This window comes from Bradyrhizobium sp. CCBAU 65884 (genome assembly GCF_028128835.1).
In the GTDB taxonomy this organism is placed as follows: domain Bacteria; phylum Pseudomonadota; class Alphaproteobacteria; order Rhizobiales; family Xanthobacteraceae; genus Bradyrhizobium; species Bradyrhizobium ottawaense.
The window spans coordinates 86943-103795 of the sequence record NZ_LBJU01000111.1 but is presented as its reverse complement, the minus strand read 5'-3'; the positions used below and the strand labels follow the sequence as shown (position 1 = coordinate 103795).

The 16853-nt window shown below is 63.5% G+C and carries 21 protein-coding genes; 8 read left to right on the top strand and 13 right to left on the bottom strand.

Features of this window, described 5'->3' with window-relative positions; genetic code table 11:
* Nucleotides 1-591, bottom strand: a complete 591-nt coding sequence (locus tag XI03_RS14995) for an NADPH-dependent FMN reductase (protein WP_038946585.1) — start codon at nucleotides 589-591, stop codon at nucleotides 1-3.
* A 48-nt stretch (nucleotides 592-639) separates the two neighbouring features.
* Entirely contained in the window at nucleotides 640-1587 is a 948-nt protein-coding gene (locus tag XI03_RS14990; protein WP_271592551.1) for an AraC family transcriptional regulator, read from the bottom strand.
* A gap of 298 nt (nucleotides 1588-1885) precedes the next feature.
* Between XI03_RS14990 and XI03_RS14985 the strand changes: the two genes are divergently transcribed.
* The 3 genes from XI03_RS14985 to XI03_RS14975 are packed head-to-tail and all read left to right on the top strand — an operon-like array spanning nucleotide 1886 to nucleotide 4493.
* Nucleotides 1886-2995: a DUF2336 domain-containing protein gene (locus XI03_RS14985; RefSeq protein WP_271592535.1), complete on the top strand. Its 1110-nt coding sequence runs from the start codon at nucleotides 1886-1888 to the stop codon at nucleotides 2993-2995.
* Nucleotides 2992-3324, top strand: a complete 333-nt coding sequence (locus tag XI03_RS14980; RefSeq protein ID WP_271592534.1) for a PilZ domain-containing protein — start codon at nucleotides 2992-2994, stop codon at nucleotides 3322-3324. The genes XI03_RS14985 and XI03_RS14980 overlap by 4 nt, the downstream gene beginning before the upstream one ends.
* Before the next feature lie 50 nt (nucleotides 3325-3374).
* On the top strand, nucleotides 3375-4493 hold the full coding sequence (locus XI03_RS14975; protein WP_028144928.1) for an HD-GYP domain-containing protein: 1119 nt from the start codon (nucleotides 3375-3377) through the stop codon (nucleotides 4491-4493).
* Between the two features lie 37 nt (nucleotides 4494-4530).
* Here XI03_RS14975 and XI03_RS14970 read toward each other — a convergent pair whose 3' ends face one another.
* Both XI03_RS14970 and XI03_RS14965 read right to left on the bottom strand, forming a co-directional pair.
* Nucleotides 4531-4734, bottom strand: a complete 204-nt coding sequence (locus XI03_RS14970; protein ID WP_018322924.1) for a hypothetical protein — start codon at nucleotides 4732-4734, stop codon at nucleotides 4531-4533.
* A 246-nt stretch (nucleotides 4735-4980) separates the two neighbouring features.
* Nucleotides 4981-5286: a nitroreductase family protein gene (locus tag XI03_RS14965; RefSeq protein ID WP_244429076.1), complete on the bottom strand. Its 306-nt coding sequence runs from the start codon at nucleotides 5284-5286 to the stop codon at nucleotides 4981-4983.
* 73 nt (nucleotides 5287-5359) lie between these two features.
* Between XI03_RS14965 and XI03_RS14960 the strand changes: the two genes are divergently transcribed.
* Complete coding sequence (locus tag XI03_RS14960) at nucleotides 5360-6322, top strand: alpha/beta hydrolase (protein WP_038970148.1); 963 nt, start codon at nucleotides 5360-5362, stop codon at nucleotides 6320-6322.
* A gap of 16 nt (nucleotides 6323-6338) precedes the next feature.
* Here XI03_RS14960 and XI03_RS14955 read toward each other — a convergent pair whose 3' ends face one another.
* Entirely contained in the window at nucleotides 6339-6710 is a 372-nt protein-coding gene (locus XI03_RS14955; RefSeq protein WP_028144931.1) for a nuclear transport factor 2 family protein, read from the bottom strand.
* Nucleotides 6711-6797: 87 nt separating this feature from the next.
* Between XI03_RS14955 and XI03_RS14950 the strand changes: the two genes are divergently transcribed.
* Nucleotides 6798-7361: a TetR/AcrR family transcriptional regulator gene (locus XI03_RS14950; protein WP_038946582.1), complete on the top strand. Its 564-nt coding sequence runs from the start codon at nucleotides 6798-6800 to the stop codon at nucleotides 7359-7361.
* Nucleotides 7362-7379: 18 nt separating this feature from the next.
* Here XI03_RS14950 and XI03_RS14945 read toward each other — a convergent pair whose 3' ends face one another.
* Complete coding sequence (locus tag XI03_RS14945; RefSeq protein WP_271592533.1) at nucleotides 7380-7844, bottom strand: cupin domain-containing protein; 465 nt, start codon at nucleotides 7842-7844, stop codon at nucleotides 7380-7382.
* Nucleotides 7845-8047: 203 nt separating this feature from the next.
* Here XI03_RS14945 and XI03_RS14940 point away from each other — a divergent pair, with 203 nt between their 5' ends.
* A complete protein-coding gene (locus tag XI03_RS14940; RefSeq protein ID WP_271592532.1) occupies nucleotides 8048-8296 on the top strand; it encodes a hypothetical protein in 249 nt (82 codons plus the stop codon).
* A 147-nt stretch (nucleotides 8297-8443) separates the two neighbouring features.
* Here the strand turns inward: XI03_RS14940 and XI03_RS14935 are convergent, their stop codons facing one another.
* Nucleotides 8444-9319, bottom strand: a complete 876-nt coding sequence (locus tag XI03_RS14935; RefSeq protein ID WP_271592531.1) for an MBL fold metallo-hydrolase — start codon at nucleotides 9317-9319, stop codon at nucleotides 8444-8446.
* A 147-nt stretch (nucleotides 9320-9466) separates the two neighbouring features.
* Between XI03_RS14935 and XI03_RS14930 the strand changes: the two genes are divergently transcribed.
* Nucleotides 9467-10462: a glycerophosphodiester phosphodiesterase family protein gene (locus XI03_RS14930; protein WP_038946578.1), complete on the top strand. Its 996-nt coding sequence runs from the start codon at nucleotides 9467-9469 to the stop codon at nucleotides 10460-10462.
* On the opposite strand, the gene XI03_RS14925 is transcribed toward XI03_RS14930, so the two are convergent.
* Nucleotides 10459-12081: an ABC-F family ATP-binding cassette domain-containing protein gene (locus XI03_RS14925; RefSeq protein WP_028144936.1), complete on the bottom strand. Its 1623-nt coding sequence runs from the start codon at nucleotides 12079-12081 to the stop codon at nucleotides 10459-10461. The two genes, XI03_RS14930 and XI03_RS14925, sit on opposite strands and share 4 nt — an antisense overlap.
* 234 nt (nucleotides 12082-12315) lie before the next feature.
* Nucleotides 12316-12582: a hypothetical protein gene (locus tag XI03_RS14920; protein WP_028144937.1), complete on the bottom strand. Its 267-nt coding sequence runs from the start codon at nucleotides 12580-12582 to the stop codon at nucleotides 12316-12318.
* 352 nt (nucleotides 12583-12934) lie between these two features.
* On the opposite strand from XI03_RS14920, the gene XI03_RS14915 reads away from it, so the two are divergent.
* Nucleotides 12935-13351 carry an SRPBCC family protein gene (locus XI03_RS14915; RefSeq protein WP_038972926.1) on the top strand — a complete coding sequence of 139 codons (417 nt, stop codon included), beginning with the start codon at nucleotides 12935-12937 and terminating at the stop codon, nucleotides 13349-13351.
* Between the two features lie 326 nt (nucleotides 13352-13677).
* Here XI03_RS14915 and XI03_RS14910 read toward each other — a convergent pair whose 3' ends face one another.
* From XI03_RS14910 to XI03_RS14895, 4 genes are all read right to left on the bottom strand, one after another.
* Nucleotides 13678-14637, bottom strand: coding sequence for an ABC transporter substrate-binding protein (locus XI03_RS14910; RefSeq protein WP_038946576.1), 960 nt, complete (start codon nucleotides 14635-14637; stop codon nucleotides 13678-13680).
* A 198-nt stretch (nucleotides 14638-14835) separates the two neighbouring features.
* Nucleotides 14836-15540, bottom strand: a complete 705-nt coding sequence (locus tag XI03_RS14905) for a hypothetical protein (protein WP_271592530.1) — start codon at nucleotides 15538-15540, stop codon at nucleotides 14836-14838.
* A 257-nt stretch (nucleotides 15541-15797) separates the two neighbouring features.
* On the bottom strand, nucleotides 15798-15947 hold the full coding sequence (locus XI03_RS14900; RefSeq protein ID WP_007591825.1) for a hypothetical protein: 150 nt from the start codon (nucleotides 15945-15947) through the stop codon (nucleotides 15798-15800).
* 70 nt (nucleotides 15948-16017) lie between these two features.
* On the bottom strand, nucleotides 16018-16839 hold the full coding sequence (locus XI03_RS14895) for a tetratricopeptide repeat protein (protein ID WP_038946574.1): 822 nt from the start codon (nucleotides 16837-16839) through the stop codon (nucleotides 16018-16020).
* Nucleotides 16840-16853 lie beyond the last annotated feature (14 nt).

Here is a 16853-nt window from a genome sequence, read left to right as displayed (position 1 = left end):
TCAGTACGGCGGTGCCTTGCGCGCCCGCTGCGCCTTGGCGGCCTCGATCCACCAGGCGAGATCGTCGGCAAAGCGCGGGAACGAGCGCTCCAGGGCCTTGCCGCCGTCGCCGGTCGGCTCGCCCTCGGCCGACAATGTCTGCGCGATCGGACCGACCCCGATGGTGCTCGACACCACCACCATGCCCATCTCCGACAGCGTGCCGTGCCAGGCGGTCGCGGCGCGCGCGCCGGAAAAACGGCCGGCGGAATAGCTCACGATCGCGGCCGGACGCCAGAACCACTCTTCGAGGAAGTGGTCGGTGAGATTCTTCAGGCCGGGCTGGATGCCCCAATTGTATTCGCCGGTGACGAAGACGAAGCCGTCGGCGCCGCGGATCTGTCCCGCCAGACTCTCAAGCGCTTCAGGTGCCGAACCCTTCGGATACTCCTTGTACATGCGGTCGAGCATCGGCAGGCCGATCGCCTTGGCGTCGATGAAGGTGACATCGTCGCCGCGCGCGCGCAGCCGATTGATGACGAAATTCGCAAGGCGGATGCCCATGCGGTCGGAACGGTAGGAACCGTAGAGGACGAGAATGCGATTGCTCATGGCCGGACGGTAGCACAAACCGGCGTCCGGCCCTACTCGATCCGTCAACTATCGCCCGCGTCCGCGCTCCAGCGTTTGCGACGGCGTCTCGCCAAACTGGTCGCGGTAACTTCGGGAGAAGTCGCTGAGATGCCAGAAGCCGAACGCAAGAGCCACCGCCTTGACGCTGTCGGCGCCGGCGAGCAGCCGCCGGCGCACCAGCCACAGCCGACGCAGGCGCAAGTAACGGTGCAGGCTCATGCCGCGATAGCGGCGGATGACGTCGTGCATGGTGCGGACGGACAGTCCGAGCTTGCGGGCAATCTCCTCGCTGTAGATCGGCTGGGAGAGGTCATCGGACAGTAGCGCACTGATATCCCGGAACATCCTGAAGTTCCGCTCGTCATTGGGGCGCAGCGTCCAGCGGACCGAAACGACATCTCCCAACACGTGGTCGACGGCCGCGAGCAGGGATTCCTTCATTGCTCTTGCCTTGACCGGGAGATCTGACGCCTCGACGGGCTCTGAGGCCGCGGCCAGCACCTCACGCACCACACGGCGCAGCCGGTCCAGGCCAGCGGCACTCGTTTCGAAAATCTTGAAGCTCTGGGAAGCTCTGGGCCAGCCGCGGTCCCTCACCTCCGGGCTGAAAATCACTGAGGCGATTTGCCGCTGCACCTCCTCGATGACGGTGTAGGCCGCACCGCCGCTGCCAATGACCACGACTGGACGTGCACGTTGCGAGCCATTGAAGCGAATGGGGACGTTGAGGTCGTCCATCGTGAAGCCGATCGCCGTGCAATTCCCGACGAGCTGTGCATCAACGACCCGGGGAAACGCGCGCGTCAAATTCACGTCGCACCCGGGCAACGACAGAATTGTCTGCTCAGACGAAATCTTCCGTACGAAAGGCGTGAACTCGAAATTCAGCCCGCGTATGGCGCTTCGAAATTCGTCGACATCTGAAAAACGAAATGTCTTGAGTGCCAGCCTGGGCACATCATCAATGCTGTTCATGAAAATACGAAACCCGGCGTCGCAATCGACGCGCATTTGGCAACGGTGCCGATCCGCTCCCCCCTTTTTGGTTTTCGTCGGACCTGAAGAATCAATCCTAACGTGTCCTGATCAATTGGGAAGAGTCCAACTGAAAGGACAAGCCCGGACGTCGAGGCTTGCCGAATTTCGATAGCATTTCCCGAAATGCCGCGGCGCATTAACACCTGGGATTTAATTATCAAAATTAAAAATTAACACCTTTGAGGCCCAATAAAGCTCGTTAAATTGTATAGCTATTTTATTTCAGGCTCCTGCCATGATGGCAAATTCGCCTGCTGATATTTTGGTCGAGTTGGAGGATGCGGTCGCAACTTGCCCGCTGGACCGCTGCGCTCGCATCCTCGAAGGCATTTTGCAGCTGCTCACCGGCAGCCGCGACCGGCCTCAGGAATTGCTGGCCAGTGTGGTCGACGGCGTCCTGCTTCGATTGACGGAGCGAGTCGAGGCCAGCGCATTGATTCAACTCGGCGCGGCGCTTGCCGAGCTCAAAGTGGCTCCGCCGAAGACCCTGCAACGTCTTGCCTTACACGACAATCCCGGCGTGGCCTGCCCCGTTCTGCTCAAATCGCAGGCGCTCTCCACGTCCGATCTCGAAACAATCGCGATTTCGAGTGGCGAACCGCAGCAACTCGCGATTGCTGTCCGAGCGCGCATCGAACCCCGATTGACCGAGACGCTCATCAAGCGCGGCGGCCGCTCCGTTCACCTTGCGCTGATCAGTAACGCAGGGGCACGGTTCTCCGATGCCGCCTACGTCGCGCTCGTTGAGCCGTGTGCAAGCGATGACGAACTCACGAAGGCCCTGGCGCTCAGACCAGGCACGCCAGATCCGGTCCTGCGGAAGTTGCTGCCGGCCTCGCCGGCCCCCGACGCTCGCGCGGAGCCAAAGGCTTCCACCGTCTCGTGTCCTCGAGCGGCAGCGCCGATCGTGCCCAAGCTGCCTAGCGCGGCCGCCTACGCAAGCGCACGGCCGGAGATCGTCGCGCTCAACCGCATCGGCAAGCTCAACGATTCTGCGGTGAACCGCTTCGCGATCCGTGGCGAGACCGCCAATTTGTTCACCGCCTTGTCGGTGCTTTCGGGGACCCCCATCGAGATCGTCGAGCACGTCATGATCGACGGCGATTGCGAGGGCCTGGTGATGGCCTGCCGGGCGTCGCGGCTGAACTGGCAGACCACGCTTGCCATCCTGAGCAACCGCAGCGGCACCAGGCTTTCCTTTGCCGAGCGCGAACGCGCACAACACGTTTTCGAGACGCTGCTTCTGTCGACCAGTCAGTGGACGGTGCGGTGGGGGAAAATCGCCGCAAGCGTCAAGGAGAGCAGTCGGCGAGATCGCGGCGCAAAAACGGGGGGGAGCCGATGAAGTTCGACGGCCGCAAGGCGGCGCGCGTGCGGATGGACCACAGGCAGGCCGTCAATCTGATGGGCTCTGACGGCACATGGCGGCGCAGGTGCGTTCTGCTCGACGTGTCGCAGACAGGCGCAAAGGTCGAGGTCGAGGGCACGCTGGACGTGCTGCAGGCCAAGGAATTCTTCATGCTGCTGTCGTCGACCGGGCTCGCCTATCGGCGCTGCGAGCTGGTCTGGATCGATGGCACCACGGCCGGCATTCACTTCGTCACCGCTGATGGCAAAAAGAAGCCGGCGAGCGCACCCTCGGCCGCTACGCAGACCGTCGCCCGGAGCAAATAGGCCAACAATTCATCCCAATTATTGCAATCCACGATAGTCCAGGTCGAGCCGTGCAGGACGCGCGAACCATCCTCAGCCCCGTCAACGCGGACGGCATCCGCGAGAAGGAAGCGGCCCGTTCCTTCGTGCATGTGCTGGCGGATACGTCCGAAAGGCTGGCCGGCGTCTGCACGATCCTTGAGGACCGTTTCGCCGTCGCCGGCGAACGGCTGGACGCCGAAGCCAAGCTGTCGCAGGTGCCCGCCGCCATCGTCATCCGCGCGGACCTGCGCGACGTCGACAATATCGCTGCCCTCAAGAGACGGGCTGGCAAGCTCGCCAAGGCGAAGAAGCGGATATTTCTCCTCGAGCACAGCTCTCACGTCGGTATCTCGCAAGCCTACGCGCTCGGGGCGACGCACGTCCTGTCCGGTACGATCAACCGGCCCAAACTACTGTCTGCGCTGTGCGATCCGGCGGATCCGTCCTCCGCCGCGCCGGGCGAGATGGCACGGTCCGACAACGCGGTCGAGGCCGCGGCAACCGCGATCGCCTCGATGTTTACGGCCGTCACCCTTGGCCAGCCCCTCGACGTCGATGGCACCAAGGAGGCCGGCCGCCAGATCGCCGACCGCATAACTCAGCGAGGCCTTTCGGAATGGCTCACGACGGTGCGGCGCCATCACGAGGGAACCTATCAGCACTGCCTGCTCGTGACCGGCGTCGCCATCGACTTCGGCCTGAGCCTCGGTGTCGGAAGAGCCGATCTGGAGCGCCTCTACTCGGCGGCCATGTTCCACGACATCGGCAAGGCGCAGATCCCGCTCGCCATTCTCGACAAGCCGGGCCGCCTCGATGCGGAGGAACGTGCCCTGATCGAGACCCATCCGGCCGCTGGCCATGAGTTTCTAAAGGGCCACGACAAGATTTCGCCGGAGATCCTCGATGCCGTTCGCCATCATCACGAATATCTCGACGGGAGCGGCTATCCCGATGCGCTCTGCGCCGAGAGCATCGGCGACGTCGTAAGGATTCTCACGATCTCCGACATCTTCGCAGCGCTGATCGAGTACCGGCATTACAAGCCCACCATGCCTCGTGCGGAAGCCTACGACGTCCTCTGCGGGATGAGCGGAAAATTGGAAAAAGTGCTGGTGACCTCGTTCAGGCAGGTCGCGCTCACGCGATAAGGCCGGCGGCTGGCGATGGCCGCGAAGCGAGCCCCGGCTAATGCGTGGCGCGATGGCTGGCGCGGTGCGGGATGGACCGGCAGGCCAGCCCATCGGCCAGCAGTTTCATGTCCTCATGCCGGCCGCTGCGAATCAGCCGGCCGAACTCTTCGGGTGTGAAAGGAAGACTTGGATCAGCATCGATGGGGCGCCGCAGCCGCGGGCCGAAGAACCATCGAACCAAGCTAGCCAGCCGCCGCATGTCAATTCCCTCGCGCCAGCAACAAACCTATCACGAGGCTTATTGTTCCTCCCGCATTTTCGAGATTGCAAGAGCCTGCGAACGACTCCGCACCAAAAAAATTTTGCGAGAGAATAATCTCCTCTTCATCGTCCTAATCGGCAAAACCCACGTAGCGCACGAACTCTTCGTTATGCTCGCGGTCCGAGCGAACGGCGTTTGCGGCAAAGTCGTCGTCGGGATAGCCCATCGCGACGCAGGTCATGATCACCTCGTCCTCCGGAATTTTCGCGACCTCGCGCACGATGTCGGAGCGCAGGTGGCCCCGCCGATCATCTCGTCCATGTTGCGGCGGCGGACCTCCTCGAGCGGGCTGCCGGTAAGCACATGAACATGCCAGGGCTGAGTGTTCATCGACGACGGCGCACGCTTGGCGCTCTCGATGATCGCCTCGATCACCGTGCGCGGCACCGGCCCGTTCCTGAAGCCGCGCACGCTGCGGCGCGACTGGACCAGCGTTTCGAATTCCACCTCGTGGACCTCCCTGCCCTTCATCCATCGGCGTGACGACACGGCCGGTTGCCGATGCGGCGCGCAAAATCTATGCTCACTCGCAAGCAAGACCAAGAACCCTGGAGGAACTGCCATGGCCACGCCACTCGATCCCGTCATCGCCCAGATCATTCCGCTCATGCCGATGCGCGATCCCACGGTCATGACGCCACAGAGCGCCCGCGATTCCTTGCGCGCACTGGCTGCCTCGCGCGCCGCCATCCCGCCGCCGCCCGTCGACAGCGTCGAGGATATCAAGGTGAAAGGCGGCGCCGGCCCGCTTCCTGCACGCGTTTATCGGATCGGCAGCACGCCCGCGCCAACCGTGGTGTTCTTCCACGGTGGCGGCTGGGTCGCGGGCGACCTCGAGACCCATGACCGGCAGGCGCGCAACCTTGCGATCGAGACCGGCGCCGTCGTCATCTCCGTCGACTATCGCCGCCCGCCGGAGACTCGCTTTCCGGGCGCGTTCGAGGACGCCTGCGCCGCCGTGAGTGATATCTTCGACCGCGTCGCGGAATTTGGCGGCGACGCAAAACGCCTCGGCGTTGCCGGCGACAGCGCCGGCGGCAATCTCGCCGCGACCACTGCGATCGCCTGCCGCGATGCTGGCATCAAGCTCGCCGCACAATTGCTGGTCTACCCCGTGACCGACGTCCTCGGCGCTTACGCCGACGCGCGCGAGAACGCGCGCTATCCTTCGCGCGCCGAGAATGCCGAGGGCTACTTTCTGACGCGTGCCACGATGGAATGGTTTTGCGGCCATTATCTCGCCGATCCCGGCCATGCCCTGGACTGGCGCGTCTCGCCGCTGCGGGCCGCCTCACTTGCGGGCCTCGCACCCGCGGTCGTGACCACCGCCTGGTTCGATCCCCTGCGCGACGAGGGCGCTGCCTATGCGCGGGCGCTGGAGGCCGCCGGCGTGCGGGTCAAGCATCACGAGGGCCCGGGCCTGATCCACGGCTATTTTGGCATGGGCGACGCCTCGGACGTCGCGCGTGCCGAGGCGCAGCGCGCGCGAGCCGACTTCAAGGCCCTGCTCGCGCGCGGCGTTTGAGCCCGTCGGCCAGCCATCAGGACGTGGCAGCCGGCAGCTCGAAGAAGCCGGTCGCCTGAACCAGGCGGCCATCTGCACCAAAGCGCCCAAAACTCTCGCCCTTGACGAAGACGCGGCCGGTGCCGTCGTACATGGTCCAGCGGAAAAGCGCCTGCTCGTGGTGTTCGAGGAAGCTGTCGTTCCTGAAGCAGGCGCCCGGAAATTTTAGCTGCGTCTGCCCGATGCGGGCCATCAAGGCTTCCCGCCCCGCCACCTGCGAGCCCGGATCCGTGTACACGCAATCCGCGGCCACGCTCTGTTCGAGCAGCCGACGTCGCTCGCTTTCCCCAACGGGCCCCCATGCGGCCTGATAGGCGTTCCACGTCTTTAGTCGCGCTTCGTCGTTCATCTCGCAACACCCTCTTGGTTCGCCGGATTATGACAAGTTGACAATTATCGAAATTTTGTCAAGATGCGAACGATTGATGGGGAGACCATGGTTCAATCCCGCGCCTCGAAAGAACAGCTTGCCGTCGCGGCCGCGACCGAGGTCTTTTCGCGCTACGGCTATGCCCGCACGACGATGGGCGACATCGCCTCTGAGGCGGGGATATCGCGACCCGCGCTCTACCTGCTCTTCCCCGACAAGGACGCGGTGTTCGCGGCAGTCATCCGGGGAATGGACGAGCAGAAGCATCGCGAGATCAGGGCCGCGATCGCCCGCCTCGACGGGCTTCACGCCAAGCTGCTCCACGCCTGCAAATCCTGGGGATGCCATGGCTTCGACCTGGTCGAGGCGCATCCGGATTCGGCCGATCTCTTCGACCTCCGCTTCCCCGCGGTCAGACAGGTCTATGACAATTTCCAGTCCCTGGTCGTCGAGCTCATTGGAGATCAGGTGCGGTCTGCAAGGGGAGCAGACGAGCCCGAAGTTTTGGCGCGCTGCCTCGTGTTCGGCATGCGCGGACTGCGGGAAACGGCCAGGAGCGGCAAGGAGATGCGGCGCCTGATCGCCGTTCAGGTCGCCATGCTCGTCAGAAGCATCGGCGGCACGACGTGAGCCGTGCCGAACCGCCTATCACGCGCTCCGCGCCCGCTGCGCCGCCGTGTGTCCCCAGGTTTCGTCCCAGTCCTGACCGGCGGCGTCGACCACGTGGCCGTCGGCTTCGAAGAACTTGTTCGGCACCTGGAAGATCGTCAGGATCAGGGCCCCGTCCGGGCACCAGGCGGCATGCCGGCTGCCTGCCTCGCGCCAGATGAATTCGCCGGCCTTGCAGGCGATGCCCCTGGCCGGCCCCTCCTTGTCGACGAGCGTGCCTTCGATGACCCAGCTCTGCTCGATGCCGACATGCTCGTGATCGGGCAGCACCGATCCCGGCGCAAACCGCATCAAGGCGGTCATCAGGCCGGTGCGGCGATCGAACAGCAGCGTCTTCGCCTCGCAGCCGGGAAAGCGCGTCGTCTGCCAATCCATGTCTTGAGGCCGAACCAGATGCGAATGCTGATCGGCGGCTTCCTGGCGTTTCGGGATCACGGCGTCCATCACGATGCTCCGTCCGGCTAAGCTGGCCAAGCCTAGCAGCATTGCCCGCCGTGGTCAGCGAGCAGTGCAACAGGAAGCGAGCCTGGCCGACTCCGCTTCGAAAAAATCGCCAGCCGGACCGGATGGCAGGCCCTCATCCAGCTTGATTGCGCCACGATTCCCGGCTCCAATCTCTCCGCCATTTCTGGCTGACGGAGACACCCATGATGAAGCGGATTTTCCTGGCTGCGATTGTCGCCACCTTTGCAGCGGGCTCGGCCTTCGCGCAAGAAACCTGCGAGAGCAAGGCGGTCGGCAAGGACGGCAAGCCGCTGGCCGGCGCCGCCAAGACCTCGTTCATGAAGAAGTGCAAGGCCGACGCCTGCACGCCCAAGGCCGTCAGCGCCGACGGCAAGCCCCTCGCCGGCGCCGCCAAGAACAGTTTTATGAAGAAGTGCGAAGTCGGCGCGTAAGGCGCTTTGCATTCGCTGCTGGTCAGCGAACAATCGCTCCACGAACTCCGTCATGCCCGGGCTTGTCCCGGGCATCCACGTTCTTCGTGGCGCTTGAAAGTTCGTGGATGGCCGGGACAAGCCCGGCCATGACGATGCGGAGACACTTCACTCCCGCTTGAACTTGTAATCAAACGCATCGCCCAGCGGCCTGATCAGCCCCACCGTCGGCGCCGGGAAATGAATCGGCAAAATCAGCGTGTCGGTGTCCGCCACAGACGCAAAGAATTTTCGCCGCGAGAGCGCCGACTGCTTCTGGTTCCAATCCGGCTTCGCCGACCAGTCCGGCTCGCGGCACTGGATCTGGTGATGCATGAGGTCGCCCGCGACCACCGCGCACTGGCCCTTCGAAAAAATGTTCACGCAGCAATGACAGGGCGAATGCCCCGGCGTCGGCGTCAGCGTGATGGTGTCGTCGAGCGCGTAACCATCGTCGACCAGCAGCGCCTGCCCGGCCTCGACGATCGGCAGGCAATTGTCGCGAAACACCGTACCGGGCGGATTGCAGCCCTTGGCGTTCTCCGCCTCCCAGGCCGCATACTCACCCCTGTGAAAGACGTATTTCGCGTTCGGAAACGTCGGCACCCAGCGTCCGTCGCGCAACGTCGTGTTCCAGCCGGTGTGATCGATATGCAGATGCGTGCAGAACACGTAGTCGATCTGCTCGAAAGAGATGCCGAGCGCGAACAGCTCGTTGCGCCAACGCTCCTTGCCGGGAAAATCGAACGGCGGCGGATGGCCCTTGTCCTCGCCGGTGCAGGTGTCGACCAGAATGGTGTAGCGCGGCGTACGCACCACAAAGGTCTGATAGGTGATCACCATCATGCCGCGCGCGGCGTCAAAGACCTCCGGCTCCATCGTCGGCAGATGATGGGCAAACACGCCCTCATCATAGGCCGGGAAGAAATCCTGCGGCCGCCGCCACGGCCCCTCCCGCTCGATCACGGCGTCGATGGTGATGTCGCCGATCCGGAGTTGCTTCATCGCCGTTTCACTCCCCTTTTTTGCAGGAGCGTAGCGACTGGCATGGGGCCGTTCAAGCGGTGCGATGCGGACAGCGCCCCTGCGAAACGATCGCCGCAAATCAACCTCAAATACCACTGAGGGTGATCGCGGAATTGGGAATCATCTGTGGGCTGGAAACTCAAATTCGCGACGACAGCCATCATCGCCGTCGCGGCAGGCGTCTACATCAACAACACCAGCCTTCTGGCGCCGCATCAGGGCGGCAAGCCGGTGCTGCTTGCCCATCGCGGCATGGCGCAACGCTTCGATGAGCGCGATGTGAAGAACGACACCTGCACCGCCGCGCGGATGTTGCCGCCGACCCACGATTATCTCGATAACACCATTCCATCGATGCGCGCCGGTTTTGACGCCGGCGCCGACGTGGTCGAGATCGACGTGCATCCGACGACCGACGGCGAATTCGCCGTGTTCCACGACTGGACGCTCGACTGCCGTACCGACGGCCACGGCGTCACGCGCGAGCAGAGCATGGCGAAGCTGAAAATGCTCGATATCGGCTACGGCTACACCGCCGACGGCGGCAAGACCTTCCCCTTCCGCGGCAAGGGGATTGGAATGATGCCGACATTGTCCGAGGTGTTGGCCACCTTCCCTGACAAGAAACTCCTCATCAACGTGAAGAGCCGAGACCCGAACGAAGGCGAGACACTTGCCGGCGTGCTGAATGCGCTGCCGGCCGAGCGGCGCCGCGCGGTCATGGTTTATGGCGGCGACGAGCCCATCGAGGCGATCCGTCGCCTCACCCCCGACGTACGCACGATCTCGCGTGCGGCGATCCGGAGCTGCCTGATCCGTTATATCGGCTATGGCTGGACCGGCCTGGTCCCGGCGGCCTGCCGCAACGCGATGGTGCTGGTGCCGATCAACGCCGCACCCTGGCTATGGGGCTGGCCCGATCGCTTCCTCGCACGCATGAACGGCGTCAACAGCGCGGTGTTCGTGCTCGGTCCCTACAGCGGCGGAGAGTTCTCCACCGGCATCGATACGCCGGAAGCGTTCGCGCAGTTGCCGCAAGACTATTCCGGCGGCATCTGGACCAACGAGATCGAGGCCATCGCCAAGATTGCGGGCAAGGTTGCGGGAAAGAGCAGAGATTAGCTCCGCAACCCCGGCGCCTCCTGCCCGGTGCGCGCGACATATTCCGTGTAGCCGCCGCCGAACTGATGGATGCCTTCCGGCGTCAGCTCCAGCACCCGGTTCGACAACGTCGCCAGAAAATGCCGGTCATGCGAGACGAACAGCATGGTGCCCTCGAAATCCGAAAGCGCCGTGATCAGCATCTCCTTGGTGGCGAGGTCGAGGTGGTTGGTCGGCTCGTCCAGCACCAGGAAGTTCGGTGGGTCGAACAGCATCTTGGCCATCACCAGCCGCGCCTTCTCGCCGCCCGAGAGCACGCGGCAGCGCTTCTCGACATCGTCGCCGGAGAAGCCGAAGCAGCCGGCGAGCGCGCGCAAGGAGCCCTGCCCCGCGGTCGGAAACGCGTATTCGAGCGACTGAAACACCGTCTGCTCGCCGTCGAGCAGGTCCATCGCGTGCTGGGCGAAATAGCCCATCTTGACGCTGCCGCCGACCGCCACCGTGCCCTGGTCCGGCTCGCTCGCGCCCGCGACGAGCTTGAGCAGCGTCGACTTGCCGGCGCCGTTGACGCCCATCACGCACCAGCGCTCCCTGCGCCGGATCATGAAATCGAGCCCGTCATAGATCCGCTTGGCTCCGTAGCCCTTGTGCACGTTCTTGAGCGCCACGACGTCCTCGCCCGAGCGCGGTGCCGGCGGAAAGTCGAACGCCACGCTCTGGCGGCGGCGCGGCGGCTCGACCCGCTCGATCTTGTCGAGCTTCTTCACCCGGCTCTGCACCTGAGCGGCATGAGAGGCGCGCGCCTTGAAGCGCTCGATGAACTTGATCTCCTTGGCGAGCATGGCCTGCTGGCGCTCGAACTGCGCCTGCTGCTGCTTCTCGTTCTGCGCCCGCTGCTGCTCGTAGAATTCGTAATCGCCGGTATAGGTGGTGAGCGAGCCGCTATCGATCTCGATCACCTTGGAGATCACGCGGTTGATGAACTCGCGGTCATGCGAGGTCATCAGCAGCGTGCCTTCGTAGTCGTGCAGGAATTTTTCCAGCCAGATCAGGCTTTCGAGATCGAGATGGTTGCTCGGCTCGTCGAGCAGCATGACGTCGGGGCGCATCAAAAGAATACGCGCCAGCGCCACGCGCATCTTCCAGCCGCCGGAGAGTTTTCCGACGTCGCCGTCCATCATCTCCTGACTGAAGCCGAGGCCGGACAGCGCTTCGCGCGCGCGGCCGTCGAGCGCATAGCCGTCGAGCTCCTCGAAACGGTGCTGCACCTCGCCGTAGCGGGTGATAATCTCGTCCATCTGGTCGGCTTTGTCAGGGTCGGCCATGGCGGCCTCGAGCTCGCGCAGCTCGGCCGCGACCTCGCTGACGGGACCGGCCCCGTCCATCACCTCGGCCACGGCACTGCGGCCAGACATCTCGCCGACGTCCTGGTTGAAATAGCCGATGGTGATGCCGCGATCGGTCGAAACCTGCCCCTCGTCGGGCAGTTCCTCACCGGCGATCATCCGGAACAGCGTGGTCTTGCCGGCACCGTTCGGCCCGACGAGGCCGATCTTCTCGCCCTTGTTGAGGGCGGCAGAGGCTTCAATGAACAGGATCTGGTGGCCGGCTTGCTTGCTGACGTTGTCGAGGCGGATCATGAGTATCTTTTGGGGGATTTTTGCGTTGCAGCGTCTTAGGCCATGCGGGCCCCCAGGGGAAGCCCGGCGGGGTACGGATCCGCCCTGCCGGGTGCCAATTCCGTCCTTTCACCCCGCAGCCTGGGGCCCATAAACCTCGACCGTCCGCATCATTGCCATCTCCTCTGAGTTTGGAGGCGACATGATCGGCTCGCCGCGCCGAAATTGGTTGCGGGCTGGATGCGACCTCGAACGTCACTCGGCCGATTTGTCTTGCTTGTGGCGGAAGGGATCGGCGCTGTCATCGTGACCGCTGCGGCTGCTGAAGAACATCAGCGCCATCAGTCCGCATCCGATCAGCAAGGAGAAAAATGTGCCAAGGCCTAGCGCGATCCAGCCGTGCTTGCCGATCTCGACCCCGCTGCTGGCATTCCATACCGAAACGGCCCAGACACCGGTCAGGATCAGGATCATTGCCAAAACGGCGAGCAGGAGGATCTGGCCCTTGCTGATGCGTTCCATGGTCACGCCTCCTGACTGCTTCCCGGACCAACAAGCTGCGCTAGAGGCCGTTCCTCGACGCGTCGAGAGCAACTTCCGCCTCGGGCATCGGCGTCATGATCTTTGCCTCGGCGCCGATACCGAACTCGCCACAGATAGTGCCCGTGAATTTGATCGCGGTCGATAGCGGATGGCCCAGAGGCGTTTTGATGACACCCTTTCGTTTTTTTACACATGAACGGCGTGACCATGTCGGCATCGGCCAGTCTCGATCGTCCTCGGGTGGACACTTCCCGGAAGTGCCCTGTATGGACCCGCGACGTGAAGTGATGTCGTCGCCTCGAACCGTCAAAGTGAACCTGGAGCAATGCCCATGAGAATTACCGTCGAGACCAACGTAGCAGCCCCCGTCGATCAGGTCTGGCGTGCCTATACGACGCCTGCCGATATCGTGAAGTGGAACGCAGCGTCCGACGACTGGCATACGACCAGGGCTACGGTCGACCTGCGTGATGGCGGCGCGTTCTCGTCGCGCATGGAGGCCAAGGACGGCAGCATGGGTTTCGACTTCGCCGGCACTTACACGAAGATCGTTGAACACAAGCGGATCGAATACGCGTTCGGCGATCGAAAGGCCGAAGTTGAATTCGTGCCCGGCCCAAAAGGAGTTGTCGTCCGCGTCGTCTTCGATAGCGAACCGACGCACTCCGTCGAGCAACAGCAAGGCGGTTGGCAGGCGATCCTCGATAGCTTCGCGCGATATGTGGAGGCAAGACAGAATAAGTCGTGACGTGGTGGGCAGGAGATGGAGATCCTGACAGGCGTGGTCGGATTTCCGCGGAGTACCTGACGGAAATGAAATAGTCCCCTTGGGGTCGCTTGCTGACATCCGACAGGCGGCGACCGAGGTCAGCCACGGGGTCACAAGCGGACATTCGGCACGCTTCCCAATCGCTCGAAAACGGGGTCATATGGCGCCCGGGGACACTTGGCTTATTGGCGCCAGGTGTCCGCTTCCACGGGAAGGCTGCGCGTGAAGGAACTCGCTGGAAAGACTGCGTTCGTGACCGGTGCAGCGTCGGGCATTGGATTCATGCATCGCAGCAAATCCCATCTCTATTCGATCACCTCATCGGCACGAACGAGTAACGAGGGCGGCACAGTGAGGTCGAGCGCTTTCGCCGTTTTCATGTTGATGACTAGCTCGAACTTGGTCGGCTGCTCTACCGGCAGATCGGCAGGCTTGGTGCCCTTGAGGATCTTATCGACGTAGCCGCCTGCACGGCGGAATAGATCGGCTATATCGGGGCCGTAGACGACCAATCCGCCATCGGCGAATTGTCGGAAGAAGTAAATCGCGGGCAAATGGTACTCCGCCGCGAGCCCGACAACTCGCGGGGCTTGGCGAATGGTCAGAATGTCGCCAAAAACGATCATTGCATCGGCGCGCTGGGCAGCTGCTGAAGCAAAGGCGGTGTCGAGTTCCTCGGTCTTAGTCGCCTCGACTATAGACAGAGCGACCCCGCGCTTTCGGGCTGTGCTTGGTACCTCCTCAGCTAACAGCAGCCTGTGCATTGGGTTGTCGCGATTGACTAAGAGCGCAATTTTTGCGGCATGGGGTATCAGTTCGCGGAGGATTTCGATTTGTTTTCCAAACCAATCTCCCGGAACCCACGAGGTAAGACCGGTCATGTTGCCGCCTGGGCGCGAGAGGCTTTGAACCAGGCCAAGTCCAACAGGATCGGCAACAACCACGAAGACAATCGGAATGGTGGCCGATTTCAGGGCGGAGGCTGCTTGCGGCCCGGCGGCAACTATCAGATCGGGAGCTAGGGCTACCAACTCCGCAGCAAAGGTTTGCAAGCGATCCGAGGCGTCTGCATAATTGCGATATTCGATGAGCAGGTTCTTGCCCTCGATCCAACCCCTTTCACGTAAGCCGGTGCGCCACGCTTCGCGAGCTATCGGATCTAAGAAACCGAAGAAACCGATACGGCGAGGCATTCCTTGCGCCCCCAACCGTCGTGGCGAAACGACCAGCGCCGCAGCAGTCGCCATGAACTCCCGCCGCTTCATTCGATCCTCATCGCAGCTGGGGGGACAGGTGCAGAGTATCAGGTGTCAATGGTCGTCGCACTTGCTGCGAATGCAACTGCCGCGTCGCAAATGCGGCGAGATGGCGCATGCCCGCTTCGGGTCACTAGCTGACATCGCCGCGCCGACGCGTCGAGGGCCGCTTCACCTCAGCAACCGGACATCCGCCCGGCAAACGTCCTAAGCCCTTCTCATCAACCTCAGCGAAGCCGCCAGCCGCAAGCTGCGCTTGCCGGCAAGCGCGATGCCTTCGAACTCGCCGCTGTCCTCGTTGCAGGTCCCGGAGAAGCCGATCCCGACCTCATAGCCGCCGAACACGGGGTTCTCGCCTTTGGCCGGCGTGTGCTCCTGGTTGAGCATCTCGCCCTTCCAGCGGCCGTCCGCCGAGGAATAGGAGCCGAGATAGTAGAAGAACGCATCGCCGCCGAGGATGCGGCCGTCGATCAGCAGCATGACGCCGGAGAGACCCGCTTCGACACCGTCGAGCGCGCGCAGACCCATCCCGTAGAGCCCGTTGGCGATGCCGCCCTGCCCGATCGTGCCGCGTGGCGGCAGCGCCCCGTCGTCGAGCCGCGTCAGGTTGGCCCAGAAACCGGCGCCCGGCATGGTATCCGCGCCGCCGGCAAGACGAATCTGGTTGCCGTGCAGCCGGCCGCGTGCGCCGATCCTGGCGACGTCGGCGCCCATCAGCGGCTTGTAATGGGGATCCTCGTTATGTCGCTCGGTGATCACCTCGGCGATGATCTCGCCATCGCGCTCGACATAGGTGCCGAGATGCGCGAAGGCCGAATTACCGCCCAGCATCTTGCCGTCGTGCAGGCACATGATGCTGCGCCCGAACGCATCGTTGACGCCGTATTCAACCTTGTAGAGCCCGTCCAGCAACGCAATGAACCCGCAAAATCGGAAAAGAATCGTGGGCTACCTAGCACTGCTGCCCCAGCCAGGCCATCCGGCTTTTTCGCGCAGGGCCCTTGCGGGGCGCCTCCCCGCCACAATGCCATCATGCTCCTGTTTTGCCCGACGGGTCAAAGCGGGTTTCGCAAAATCCATCGCGCGTAATTCCGCTGCGATTTCAAGGCCCCGCCTACTGTGCATGGGGTTGTTTTCGACATTTTTGTTCCGGCGGACGGCGTCCCGCTTCAGTGACGCTTGAAATACTGCACCTCGCGCTCGTGCTTCTCGGCGGCCGCGCGACTCCGGAAGGTCCCGAGGTTACGACGCTTGCCGGTCTTCGGATTCACCTTGCGTGAATAGAGGCGGTATTCGCCCGACGCCAGTTTACGGATCATGATCGCGCTCCGTTGTGTCTTGAGATCAACGGCGTCCACGCGATTGAGGTTCCGTCGCGTGCGGCTCTGCTCAGAAACACAGCGTGGTGACGAGCTTGCCCTGCTTGTCCTTGATCGCATAGGGGCAGCGCAGCCGCTCCAGCGCTTTCTTGGCGTCCTCGTCGCCGAGCGCGGCGGCGCGCTCGTAATAGGTCTTCGCGGCGTCCTTGTCCTTTGCGCCGCCGCGGCCTTCCTGTGCGAAGGCCCCCATCCGCTCCAGCGCGCCGGGATGATTTTGCGCCGCCGCTTTCTCGAACAGCGCACGCGCCGCGACGTCGTCCTTCGCACCGCCCGTGCCTTCGGAAAGCATCAGGCCGAGCTGGTACTGCGCCTCCGCATTGGTCTCGGCAGCCTTGCCGAGCAGCGCGCGCGCCTGCGCGGGATCGGCCGGCGCGGCGCCCCCTGCGCCGCCGAGCGCAGCAAGGTTGCTGACGCCGCGGGGGTTGCCTGATTGCGCCGCCTTCTCGAACAGTTTTCGCGCCTGCGCCTCGTCCTTGGCGATGCCGGAGCCGGTGCCATAGGCAACACCGAGCTCGACCATCGCCGCGCTCGATCCCTTGTCGGCGGCCTTGCGCCAGGCAGCGATCGCCTCCGCCGTCTGCCGGTTGGCCGCGTAAGCGCGGCCGAGTGCGAACATCGCGCGACGCGAGGACGGCGCGGCCTGCTTGCAGAACCTGATCGCCGTCGCGACGTCGGAAGACGCGATCTCCGCGACGCCCTTCACGTCAGCCGGCTTGTCGGGATCGCTGGGATCGGCCGCGACCCGGTCGCACAACACCAGATCGGCCGATTGCGCGCGCGCCGCCAACGGCGCGGCAAGCACGAGGACGATGGCAAGGAGACAAGTCCGCATGGTCGTCACGTTGC